The sequence below is a fragment of the Pseudomonas sp. RP-B7 genome (genome assembly GCF_059803535.1).
Genome location: NZ_JAPFHC010000010.1, coordinates 1 through 11,971, shown reverse-complemented (window position 1 = coordinate 11,971; position 11,971 = coordinate 1). Strand labels below are relative to the sequence as shown.

General features: G+C 62.0%; 10 protein-coding genes. 2 read left to right on the top strand and 8 right to left on the bottom strand.

Annotated elements, in window-relative coordinates; translation table 11 throughout:
- Positions 1-36 precede the first annotated feature (36 nt).
- On the top strand, positions 37-1,143 hold the full coding sequence (locus tag OPU96_RS11550) for an NADH:flavin oxidoreductase/NADH oxidase (protein WP_226455909.1): 1,107 nt from the start codon (positions 37-39) through the stop codon (positions 1,141-1,143).
- Between the two features lie 42 nt (positions 1,144-1,185).
- On the opposite strand, the gene OPU96_RS11545 is transcribed toward OPU96_RS11550, so the two are convergent.
- Together OPU96_RS11545 and OPU96_RS11540 are read right to left on the bottom strand one after the other, a co-directional pair.
- On the bottom strand, positions 1,186-2,355 hold the full coding sequence (locus OPU96_RS11545) for a DUF418 domain-containing protein (protein WP_498559097.1): 1,170 nt from the start codon (positions 2,353-2,355) through the stop codon (positions 1,186-1,188).
- A gap of 2 nt (positions 2,356-2,357) precedes the next feature.
- Positions 2,358-2,954, bottom strand: coding sequence for a TetR/AcrR family transcriptional regulator (locus OPU96_RS11540; protein ID WP_498559096.1), 597 nt, complete (start codon positions 2,952-2,954; stop codon positions 2,358-2,360).
- Between the two features lie 257 nt (positions 2,955-3,211).
- On the opposite strand from OPU96_RS11540, the gene OPU96_RS11535 reads away from it, so the two are divergent.
- Positions 3,212-3,397 carry a hypothetical protein gene (locus OPU96_RS11535; RefSeq protein WP_105520645.1) on the top strand — a complete coding sequence of 62 codons (186 nt, stop codon included), beginning with the start codon at positions 3,212-3,214 and terminating at the stop codon, positions 3,395-3,397.
- A 48-nt stretch (positions 3,398-3,445) separates the two neighbouring features.
- On the opposite strand, the gene OPU96_RS11530 is transcribed toward OPU96_RS11535, so the two are convergent.
- The 6 genes from OPU96_RS11530 to OPU96_RS11505 form a co-directional block, all read right to left on the bottom strand.
- Positions 3,446-5,071, bottom strand: coding sequence for a glucan biosynthesis protein D (locus OPU96_RS11530; protein WP_192297267.1), 1,626 nt, complete (start codon positions 5,069-5,071; stop codon positions 3,446-3,448).
- A 355-nt stretch (positions 5,072-5,426) separates the two neighbouring features.
- Positions 5,427-7,289 carry an NAD(P)-binding protein gene (locus OPU96_RS11525; RefSeq protein ID WP_498559095.1) on the bottom strand — a complete coding sequence of 621 codons (1,863 nt, stop codon included), beginning with the start codon at positions 7,287-7,289 and terminating at the stop codon, positions 5,427-5,429.
- Positions 7,290-7,462: 173 nt separating this feature from the next.
- The gene (locus OPU96_RS11520) at positions 7,463-8,887 is read right to left on the bottom strand and encodes a gamma-aminobutyraldehyde dehydrogenase (protein WP_305392171.1); all 1,425 of its coding nucleotides are present in this window, start codon (positions 8,885-8,887) and stop codon (positions 7,463-7,465) included.
- A 150-nt stretch (positions 8,888-9,037) separates the two neighbouring features.
- Positions 9,038-9,847 (bottom strand): ABC transporter permease, encoded by an 810-nt coding sequence (locus OPU96_RS11515; protein ID WP_016977919.1) that lies wholly within the window; start codon positions 9,845-9,847, stop codon positions 9,038-9,040.
- Positions 9,837-10,766: an ABC transporter permease gene (locus OPU96_RS11510; protein WP_192297264.1), complete on the bottom strand. Its 930-nt coding sequence runs from the start codon at positions 10,764-10,766 to the stop codon at positions 9,837-9,839. Before OPU96_RS11510 ends, OPU96_RS11515 begins: the two co-directional genes overlap by 11 nt.
- 1 nt (position 10,767) lies before the next feature.
- Entirely contained in the window at positions 10,768-11,802 is a 1,035-nt protein-coding gene (locus tag OPU96_RS11505; protein WP_498559094.1) for an ABC transporter ATP-binding protein, read from the bottom strand.
- Positions 11,803-11,971: the final 169 nt, after the last annotated feature.

Here is an 11,971-nt window from a genome sequence, read left to right as displayed (position 1 = left end):
TTGAACAGTGCCCATAGAACCCAGAAGAGGTGCGCCATGAGTCAGCTGCTCGAACCCTATACCCTGCGCCAATTGACCCTGCTCAACCGCATCGCGGTGTCGCCGATGTGCCAGTATTCGTCCGATGACGGCTTGGCCAATGACTGGCACCTGGTGCACCTCGGCAGTCGTGCCGTGGGTGGCGCCGGCCTGATCTTCACCGAAGCCACCGCCGTGACCGCCGACGGCCGTATCACCGCCCAGGACCTGGGCCTGTGGAATGACGCACAGATCGAACCATTGCAACGCATCACCCGTTTTATCGCGGCCCAGGGCGCGGTGGCCGGGATTCAACTGGCCCACGCCGGGCGCAAGGCCAGCACCCATCGGCCGTGGATCGGCAAGCATGGCAGCGTCAAGCCGGAGGACGGCGGCTGGGTGCCGGTGGGGCCATCGCCGATTGCCTTCGACCCTCAGCACACCCAACCCAGGCAACTCGATGAAGCGCAGATCCAGCAGGTGATCGCCGACTTTGTCGCCGCCGCCAAGCGTGCCTTGACCGCAGGTTTTGAAGTGGTGGAAATCCATGCCGCCCATGGTTACCTGCTGCATCAATTTCTCTCGCCGATCAGCAATCAGCGCCAGGATCTGTACGGCGGATCGTTTGAAAACCGCATCCGCCTGGTCTTGCAGGTAACCCAAGCGGTGCGCGACGTCTGGCCGCAAGAACTGCCGCTGTTTGTGCGAGTATCGGCCACCGACTGGGTCGAAGACGGCTGGAACCCTGACGAAACCGTGGAATTGGCGCGCCGCCTCAAGGACCTCGGCGTGGATTTGATCGACGTCTCGTCCGGTGGTACCGCCGCCAATGCCGAGATTCCTACCGGCCCCGGCTACCAGACGCGCTTCGCCGAGCGGGTGCGCAAGGAATCGGGGATCGCCACCGGCACCGTTGGCATGATCACCGAACCGGCCCAGGCCGAGCACATCCTGCGCACCTGTCAGGCCGACATCATCTTCCTCGCCCGTGAGTTGCTGCGCGACCCGTACTGGCCGCTGCATGCCGACGATGACTTGGGTGGGCGCAAGGCGATCTGGCCGGCGCAGTACCAACGGGCGACGCATCGGGACCAGCCGATCCATGAGTCGGACCTGCGCGACTGACCCCTTGTGTCGAGTCGAAACCCACCGCAACAGGTGGGTTTTTTACAGGCTGCGCCGCCAGCTTGGCCACGCCCACAAGGTGGCCGCCCGCAGCAACCATTCCAACGGCCCGTAGGGATGACTGCGCAGCCAGCGTGCGCTGCACCACTGTTGCAAGGCAAAGATCCCCAGCACCACGGGCAGCATCAGCAGCGGTTCGAGCCGGTTGATCAAGCCTGCGCCATAACCGCTGAACAGCACCCCCAACAGCGCCGATTGCAGCAGGTAGTTACTCAGGGCCATCTTGCCCATGGGCGCCAACCACTGGCATAAGCGGGCGCCGGCGGCAGTGCTGAACAGTGCCAGCATCGACATCGCATAGGCCGCGCTCAACAGCGGTGCGGTGAGTTGGCCGAGGCCAAAGGCGAAGGTTTCGAGGCCGCCGCCGGGTGCATAGGCGGCGCTCACGGCATAGATCAGCGCACCCGGCAGGCCCACGGCAAGCGTGATGAGCAGCAGGCGCCGCAGGTGCGGTTCCCAGCGATAAGGTGTGACCAGTAACTGGTTGCGCCCAGCGGCATAACCGAAGAAGAACATCGCCAGGGCGCTCGGCCCTTGCAGCAGCCATAACGCCTGCACGGTCTGCCACAGGTGAGCACTGTGAAAGCGCAAGGTCTCCAGGGCACTGCCGCTGAATGCCGCGAGTTTGGTCGAGGCCTCACTGCTCGAGGTCGCGCTGAAGTCGCCGGCCAGCGCTTGCAGCACGCCGAGCGCCATCCATGCCGAACAGGCAACCGTTACCAGGCCGACGCCCCAGCGACATGCCGTGGCCGGCGTCAGATTGCGCGCCGCCAGCAGCACCAGGCCAAGCAATGCGTAGGTGGACAGAATTTCGCCATAGTAGAGCAGGGCGCCGTGGGCGACGCCCAGGGCCAGCAACGCCAGTTGCCGGCGCACCATACGCGGTACAAACGCCGCCTCGGCGCGTTCGGCGGCGGCCATCTGCAAGGTAAAGCTGTAGCCGAACAGAAAGGAAAACAGCAGGTAGAACTTGGTTTCGAACAGCAGTGAAATCCCCAGGCGCACCCAGTGATCGGCCGTACTCGCGTAGTCGGGATTGCTGAGGGGCGAGGCGTAGTAAGGGTCGGCAAATGCACAAATGTTCACCACCAGGATGCCCAGCAGCGCAAAACCGCGCAACGCGTCGACGTGTATCAGGCGTGTCGGCGTCATGTTCAACGGCCTTGCAGCAGGTGCACCACCAAGCCGCGCAGCACGTCAGTCTGTTGGTCTGGGTGGAAGTCCGCATCGGCCGCCACCCGGGCAAACATGCCATCGATCAGGGTAACCACCCAACTGGCCGCCTCCGGCGCGGTCAACGAGGTATGCAGTTGCCCGGCGTTCTCGGCGGCCTTGATCAGCGCCTCCAAGCCTTCGCGCAGGTAGCGGTCGTTGGCCTTCATCAAGTGTGCGACGGCCTCATCGCGGTGGCCCAATGCCGAGATTTCCAAGGCCAGGCCCGCGTATTGGCGGTCGCAGGCCAATTCGCAGGTGTAGTCCACAAACGCCAGCAGTGCGGCCATCGGATCTGCGGCGGCAGCCAAGGGCGCCATGCCTTGTTTGATCTGCTCGCCTTCGCGGGCCACCAGTGCCAACAGCAGCTCGTGTTTACTTGCGAAATAGTGGAACAGGTTGCCGGCGCTCATCCCGGCGGCGGTGCAGATGTCGGCCGTGCGCGTGGCGACAAAGCCGGCTTCGGCAAAACAGCGCGAAGCGGCATCGAGCAGGGCCATGCGTTTGTTTTCACGTTGTTGCGGATCGACGGTACGCATGCTCGCCTCATTTATTAATTGAGTGGTCACTTAATTAAATGGCGAGTAGGAAAAATCTGCAAGCTTTTTGCTCAAAACCAATTATTTAAGTGATTACTCTAAAAAAGTCGCACGCTTGGCGAGATCGTTTCTACGCTTAGGGTACGTCTGATTTCTGGCCCAGGGAGTCAGTCGGTTCGCTCACTGAGGCATTGCGCTTCACGGGAGGCAGGTGATGGGCATCAGGAACAGTTGATTGAAATCAGGAGTAGTAGTCCATGGCCAAGTCCTATGGGGTTGCGGGTGCGGTTGCGTTTTTTCTGACCCGCAGAGTGTCGTTGCGGGGTCGAAGGTTGAGCTCGGATGAGGCCGAATTGCTGGCGCAGTACCGCGCCCTGACCGAGAACGATCAAGTGGCGATGCGGTATCTGATTGGGGCAATGAAAAGTGTGTCGCGCTTTTAGATCCAACGTGTGGCGAGGGAGCAGGCTCTCTCGCCACAGCTCAGTTGATCAGGTGTACTTGCGCTGCTCCGGCGCCGGTGGGAAGTACTGGTACAGCCAGGTTTCACTCAGGGTGCGGTCCTGGGTGCGGATGAACAGGCGCAGTTCCACCGGGTCCACACTGTCGCTGGTCGGGTACCAGTCGAACAGGATGCGGTAGCCCTTGATGTTATCCAGCACCAGTACGCTGAAATCCTTCACCTCACCGTGGGAGCAGGTCACCACCGGCTCGATCCCGGTGCCCGGTGGCAGGCGATCGAGGCCGCCGCCCTTGAAGTCCACGGCAAAACGGCGCGCCCACACCGGCGGGTAATGCTCGCCCGGTGCCCAGCCCTCGGTGAAGCCACCCATGCCGGAACGGGTCGCGTCGACCTGGGCCAACGGCGTACTCACCGGGGGCAGGGCGCTCCAGTACAGCTTGTAGCCGTAGTTGAGGGAGTCGCCGGCGGCCACGGGTTTTTTCGGGGTCCAGAAGGCCACGATGTTATCCAGGGTTTCGCCGGTGGTAGGAATTTCCAACAGGTCGATAGAGCCTTCGCCCCACGCGGTGGTTGGTTCGACCCACAGGCTCGGCCGCTTGCTGTACCAGTCCACGGTGTCCTGGTAGCTGGCGAACTCATGGTCGGTCTGCACCAGGCCGAAGCCTTTCGGGTCTTTGTCGGCGAACGCGTTGAATTGCAGTTTGGCCGGGTTGTTCAGCGGGCGGCAGATCCACTCGCCATTGCCGCGCCACATCGCCAGGCGATCCGAATCGTGGATCTGCGGGTGGATGGTGTCGCACATGCGGCGCTCATGGGTGCCACAGCTGAACATGCTGGTCATCGGTGCGATGCCCAGTTGTTCGATGGTGGTACGTGCATTGATGTGGGCATCGATGGCCATCACCACCTGGTTGGCCTGGCAGTCGATGTCGAAGCGGTAGGCGCCGGTGGCGCTTGGTGAGTCGAGCAGGGCGTAGACCACGAAGCGGGTGGCGTCCTTGTCCGGGGTTTCGAACCAGAACTGGGTGAAGTCGGGGAACTCTTCGCGCTTTTTCGCGTAGGTATCGATCGCCAGGCCGCGTGCGGAAAGGCCGTACTGGCCGGTGGAATCCACCGCGCGGAAGTAGCTGGCGCCAAGGAAGGACAGCACGTCATGGCGATCCAGCTCCGGGGCCTTGAACAGCTTGAAGCCTGAGAAACCCAGGTCGCCGGTCAATTGCTTGGTGTCGACCGTGGTTTTTTCGTAGTTGAACAGCGAAGGGCGGAAATGCACCTCGCGCGCCTCACGGGTCTTGGGGTCGACGCTGTGCATGCGCACCGGCGTCTTGAAACCCATGCCGACGTGGAAAAACTGCACGTCCAACTGGCCGTTCAATTCCTTCCACAGCGAATGCTTGCCGTCGTAGCCGATGGCGTTGAAATTCTGCGGGGTCATGCTCGCCAGGGTCGGCGGCAGCACCTGCTTGGTGTCTTTATAGGCGGTTCCAGCGAGCTGCTTGGCCTGGGTCTTGAGCGTATCGAAATCGAACGCCACGGCCTTGCCATCGGCGGCACGGTTCCCGGCCCAGGCCTGGGCGGCCAGCAGGCCGCTGGCCGACAAACCGGTGTAAGCCGCAATGGCCATGGACGCTTTGAGCAAATTCCTGCGGTGCATAGAGACAACCTGTCGTGAGCAAATCCCGCGCCGTTCCTGGCACGTAGCGGATCAGAAATTACGGTTCGGACATGCCTTCGGCCAAACGCAACGGACAATAAACAGACGCCGGATAGCTTAAGCGGTTCGCAGGTGTAGGAAAATTGATTGATAGCGGGGTGATGGCATTGCAAGTGCGACAAGACATTTCCGGGGGCTTGGATGATCACTCAACTCAAGAATGATGAAGATCCAATGTGGGAGCGGGCTTGCTCGCGAAGACGGTACATCAGACACACATGTGTTGACTGACACACCACTTTCGCGAGCAAGCCCGCTCCCACATTGGGTTCTGCGTTGGCCGTCAGGTCACATTTCAGCTCACTTCACCCACCGCTCTGTAAGCCTCATCAATCGCTGCATGGGCATACGCGCTCCACGCCGCATCCGAGTTGGCGATGCTCACATGCCCCACCGGCTTGCGTGCCAGCTTCATCCACGCTTCGCTCTCATCGGCGTCATCGAACAAGCTGTTGGAGAAGCTCGCATAACCATGTGACCAACGATTGACAGTGATCGCCAGAATGTCGGTCTCGTGGTTGAACCCACCCGGGCCGAGCATGCGTTGCAACTGGTCACGCAACTGCGCCTCCAGTTGTTCGAACGTCTGCCCGTACAACCGGCCGCGACCGGCGCGGGCCTGGTCGCGGGCGTTCATGCCGCTGTTGGGGCTGGTGGGCACGTAGACCATGTGCAGGCCGATCGGCTGCATCGGGTCGCGCGGGTGGTCGTAGCCGCCCATGCTCACCGGGTAGTCCAGCTTGATCCGGCTGTAAGGCTGGGTCGCCGCGTAAATCTCGTGCACCCCCAGCTTCTGGAACGACTGCCAGTTGCGGATCACCACCTTGGTGTACACCAGCGGGTATTTCACGTTCTGGCTCAGGGCATGGGCTTGTGCGGCCGGCAGGTCTTTGAGCAGGTACGGAATCATCATGTTGTAGCAGGCCAGGATGCAGCGCTTGCCACGCACCTGTGCGAGTTGTCCGCCACGGCTGTAGCCGATATGCACGCCATCACCGACGTTGCGCACGCTGACTGCCGTGCTGTTCAGGCGCAGCCGCACGGCGGATGTCGGCTGGTCGAGCCTGGCGTAGTCAAACGGCGCCAGCACGATATCGTCCATGGTGTGCCCTGGCGCCACGCCCGGGATCAGGCTGCGCACCAGCAGGCGCGCCACCGACGCGTTGCCATCGGGGAAGTGGTAGATGTAGGGCTCTTCCATTTCTGCCGCCGCTTCTTCGCTGATCGGCGCCAGGTTCATCCCGGCAAAACCCGGGAACCCCACGTTGTAGGCATCAGCAGCCGCCACGGCATCAATGCTCAGGGCCATGAAGTCATTGGTGCGGCTCTGGAAATATTTCACTGCCGCTTGCGACAAACCGACGTTCTTGAGCAGGAAATCGCGGTAACTGGTGGCGGCCAGGTAGTCGGCCTTTTCTTTGGCACTCTTGCCTGGCAGGTAATCCTTGGGGGCGGTGTGTAATTCGATCAGCACCTGGCGATCTGCCTGGGGCAGGGGGAAGTCGTTGATGAAATCGCCGATGGAGCGTGCATTCAAGCGGTCCGGCGCAATATCGTCGGCCACCATCGGCGTTGGGTCGCCGGTCACCAGTTTGTCTTCGCCGAAGTTTTCCTTGTCGAAAAACACCCCGCGCGACAGGCCCAGGCCGGGGTAGAACTGACGGTCAAACGCCGTTTCGAAGCGCTTGATATTCACCCCGAGTTTTTTCAACAGCCCGTTCACTTCTTTGCTGTACAGGTGGTTGGGCGACTGGAACGCCTCGCTGCCGCCGTAACCGATTATCATGCGTCCGCCTGCCTGGAACTCATTGCGCTTGGCATGGCCGCCGAAGTCGTCGTGGTTTTCCAGGATCAGGATCTTCGCCTTGGGGTGCTTCTCGCGGTAGAACCACGCCGCCGCCAAACCGCTCAAGCCGCCGCCGACCACCACCAGGTCATAGCGCTCGGTGATCGGCAGCTTGTCGGTGTCGAAGGCCTTCTTTTCCCAGCCCATCTGGTGCGCCACTTCGAACGAGCCGACATGGCTACCACGCAGGCCGGTGAGGGCGGGTGGGTAGTAGCGGCCATCGGGCGCGGCTTGCAGGATTTGCAGCGGGGTCATGCCGGCGGCAAGGGTGATGGCGACGCCGTTGAGGAAGTCGCGGCGGGTGATGTCCATGGGGATAACCTGAGTTTTTATTGTTATGAGAGGGATCTTGGGTGAGCTCGGCTTTTTGTGGGAGCGGGCTTGCTCGCGAAAGCGGTGGGTCAGCTAGGCATATATTGGCTGACACACCGTCTTCGCGAGCAAGCCCGCTCCCACACTAGCCGGCGTCCACAGGAGAAAAAGCGTCAGTGCTTGAACATCACATGCCGCACAGTGGTGTAGTCCTCTAGCCCGTACATGGACATGTCCTTGCCATAGCCCGACAGTTTCTGACCGCCATGGGGCATTTCGCTGACCAGCATAAAGTGGGTATTCACCCAGGTGCAGCCGTACTGCAAACGTGCGGCCAAACGGTGGGCGCGTCCTACATCGGCGGTCCATACGGACGAGGCCAAGCCGTAGTCCGAATCGTTGGCCCAGCCCAGCACCTGGGCTTCGTCGGTGAATTTGGTCACCGAGACCACCGGCCCGAACACCTCGCGGCGCACGATCTCGTCATCTTGCTGGGCATCGGCCAAGACGGTCGGTTCGAAGAAGTAGCCGTTGCCTTCCACGGCTTTACCGCCCGTGACCAGGCGGATATGCGGCTGCGCCACCGCGCGCTCGACAAACCCGGCCACGCGGTCACGGTGTTGCGCGGTGATCAGCGGGCCCAGTTCGGTGGCCGGATCATCCTGCAAGCCGTACTTGATGCTGGCGACCGCCGCGCCGAGTTTCTCGACAAACGCGTCGTAGATGTCCGCTTGCGCATAGATCCGGCAGGCGGCGGTGCAATCCTGTCCGGCGTTGTAGAAACCGAAGGTGCGAATGCCTTCCACGGCGGCGTCGATGTCCGCATCGTTGAAGATGATCACCGGCGCCTTGCCGCCCAGTTCCATGTGCATGCGCTTCACGCTGTCGGCGGTGCTGGCGATGATATTTGCGCCGGTGGCGATGGAGCCGGTCAGTGACACCATGCGTACTTTCGGGTGGCTCACCAGCGGGCTTCCCACCGTTGGCCCACGACCAAACACCAGGTTGAGTACGCCCGCAGGGAAAATTTCAGCGGCCAGTTCGACCATGCGCAACGCGGTCAGCGGGGTTTGTTCCGATGGCTTGAGCACCACGGTATTACCCGCGGCGAGGGCCGGGGCGATTTTCCAGGCGACCATCATCAACGGGTAGTTCCACGGTGCGATGGAGGCGATCACGCCCACCGGGTCGCGGCGGATCATCGAGGTGTGGCCGGGCAGGTATTCGCCACCGGCCGAACCGCTCATGCAACGGCTGGCGCCGGCAAAGAAGCGGAACACGTCGGCAATCGCCGGGATCTCATCGTTCAGCGCGGCGCTGTAGGGTTTGCCGCAGTTGTCCGATTCCAGCTTGGCCAGTTCTTCGCCATGGGCTTCGATGGCGTCCGCCAGTTTCAGCAGCAGCAGCGAGCGATCCTTCGGTGCAGTTTGCGACCAACTTTCGAAAGCCGCATCGGCCGCGCGCACGGCGGCGTCGACCTGGGCTTCACTGGCTTCGTTGATTTCCACCAGCACACGGCCGAGTGCCGGGTTGAAGATGGCCTGGGTCGGGCCTTCGCCTGCGACCAGTTGGCCGTTGATCAAGAGTTTGGTTTGCATGGTTCAGTCCTCCACAAAACTATTGTTATCTCCCTGAAGAAACCCGATTCAAAGGTGGGAGCTGGCTTGCCTGCGATAGCGGTAGTGCAGTCGATACCGCTATCGCAGGCAAGCCAGCTCCCACATTGATCGTGTTTCAACAGTGGTCAGTTATTTACCGCCACTCCCTGCCACGCTTTCACCACCGCGCGTCAGGTAATAGGCACCCAGAATCGGGAACATCGTCACCAGCATCACCAGCATCGCCACCACGTTGGTCACCGGCACATCCCGTGGCCGGCTCAACTGGTTGAGCAACCACAACGGCAAGGTGCGTTCGTGGCCGGCGGTGAAGGTGGTGACGATGATTTCGTCAAACGACAGCGCAAACGCGAGCATGCCGCCGGCCAGCAGCGCCGAGCCGAGGTTGGGCATGATGATGTAGCGGAAGGTCTGCCAGCCGTCGGCGCCGAGGTCCATCGACGCTTCGATCAGGCTGTGGGACGTGCGGCGCAAGCGGGCGATGACGTTGTTGTAGACGATCACTACGCAGAAGGTCGCGTGGCCGACAATGATGGTGAACATCCCAGGCTCGATGCCCAGGGTCTTGAACGTCGCCAGCAGGGCGATACCGGTGATGATCCCCGGCAGCGCAATCGGCAGGATCAGCATCAGCGACACGCCTTGCTTGCCGAAGAACTCCCGGCGATACAACGCCGCCGAAGCCAGCGTGCCGAGCACCATGGCGATCAGGGTGGCGATGGCGGCAATCTGCAGCGACAGCTTGATCGCCTCCAGCACGTCCGGCCGGGCAAAGGCCACGCTGAACCACTTCAGGGTGAAACCCTGGGGCGGAAAGCTGAACGCCGCTTCTTCGGTGTTGAAGGCGTAGAGGAAGATGATCAGGATCGGGAAATGGAGAAAAACCAGGCCACCCCAAGCGGCGATCTTCAGACCGATGGAAGATTTTTCAGAGTGCATCGAAGGCCCCCAGGCGTTTGACGATGGACAGGTACACCGCAATCAACACGATCGGCACCAGGGTGAACGCCGCGGCCATGGGCATGTTGCCAATGGCACCTTGCTGGGCGTAGACCATGCCGCCGACGAAGTAGCCCGGCGGGCCCACCAGTTGCGGCACGATGAAGTCGCCGAGGGTCAGCGAGAACGTGAAGATCGAACCGGCGGCAATCCCCGGTACCGACAGCGGCAGAATCACCTGCATAAAGGTCTGGCGCGGCTTGGCGCCCAGGTCGGCGGAGGCTTGCAGCAATGATGGCGGCAGGCGCTCCAGCGAGGCCTGGATCGGCAGGATCATGAACGGCAGCCAGATGTAGACAAACACCATGAAGCGCCCCAGGTGCGAGGTGCTCAAAGTGCTGCCACCCACGCCGGGAATGCCCAGCACGAACTGCAACAGCGGCTCCAGCCCCAGGTGCTGCACGAACCACTGCGCCACGCCGCCCTTGGCCAGCAGCAAGGTCCAGGCATACGCCTTGACGATGTAGCTGGCCCACATCGGCATCATCACCGCGATGTAGAAAAACGCCTTGGTCTTGCCGGTGGTGTAGCGCGCCATGTAGTAGGCAATGGGGAAGGCGACGATGGCACTGGCGATCGACACCACGATCGCCATGCTCAAGGTGCGCAGGATGATGTCGAAGTTCGATGGCTGGAACAGTGCGGCGAAGTTGGCCAGGGTCAGGTCGGGCGTGACCGCCATGGTGAAGTCGTCGAAGGTGTAGAAACCTTGCCAGAGCAGGGTCAGCAGCGAGCCGAGGTAGATCGCGCCGAACCAGATCAGCGGCGGTATCAGCAGCATCGCCAGGTACAAATTGGGCTTGCGGTACAGCAGGTTGGAAAACCTGCGCATCGGCGGTTGGGACAGGGCCAGGTTCATCTCACACCTCGCCTGCGGTTTCGGTCAGCGGCGTCATGGCTTCACGGGCCCAGCGCGCGGTGATCGACTGGCCGACCTGATGGCCGCTGCTGATGTCCAGCCACTGGTTGTTGGCCTGGCTGATATTCAAGGCTTGGCCGTTTTCGAGTTTCAGCTCGTAGCGGGTGGCGCTGCCCTGATACTGGATGTCATGCAGCAAGCCGCTGATCTCCACCTCACCGGCACCCAGCGGGCCTTCGGCAAAACGTATGTGTTCCGGGCGGATCGAAAAGGGTTGGGCGTTGCCGCTGATGCGTTGGGCCAGTTCGCCGCGAATCACATTGGAGGTGCCGACGAACTCCGCGACAAACGCCGTGGCCGGCTTCATGTAGAGGTTGCGTGGGGTGTCGACCTGTTCGATGCGGCCTTTGTTGAACACCGCCACGCGGTCGGACATCGACAGCGCTTCGGTCTGGTCGTGGGTCACGAAGATAAAGGTGATGCCGAGCTGGCGTTGCAGTTTCTTCAGCTCGCTTTGCATCTGCTCGCGCAGCTTGAGGTCGAGGGCGCCCAGTGGTTCATCGAGCAGCAATACCCGTGGGCGATTGACCAATGCACGGGCCAGGGCCACGCGTTGGCGCTGGCCGCCGGACAGTTGCACCGGCTTGCGCTCGCCATAACCGCCGAGGGCGACCATGCCCAAGGCTTCCTCGGCACGGTTCAGGCGCTCGGTCTTGCCCACGCCCTTGACCTTGAGACCATAGGCCACGTTGTCGCGCACATTCATATGGGGGAACAGCGCGTAATCCTGGAACACGGTGTTCACGTCGCGCTGATACGGCGGCAAGCCGGCGGCCTCCTCGCCATGGATGCGGATCGAGCCTGCGCTCGGTTGCTCGAACCCGGCGATCAGGCGCAGGCAGGTGGTCTTGCCCGAGCCGGAAGGGCCGAGCATGGAAAAGAACTCGCCGTCCTGGATGTCGATGGAAACCCGGTCAACGGCCTTCACTTCGCCGAACTGACGGGAAACGTGGGTGAATTGGACTGCAAGTGTCATGGTGCGGTGCTCCAAAAAGACACGGGTCGTCGCAGCGGCCCGGCCTGGACTTCTGAAATATCAATGCGGTACTGAATCTGGCTCGGCCCAAATGTGGGAGCGGGGGGGGGGGGGGGGGGGGGGGGGGGGGGGGGGGGGGGGGGGGGGGGGGGGGGGGGGGGGGGGGGGG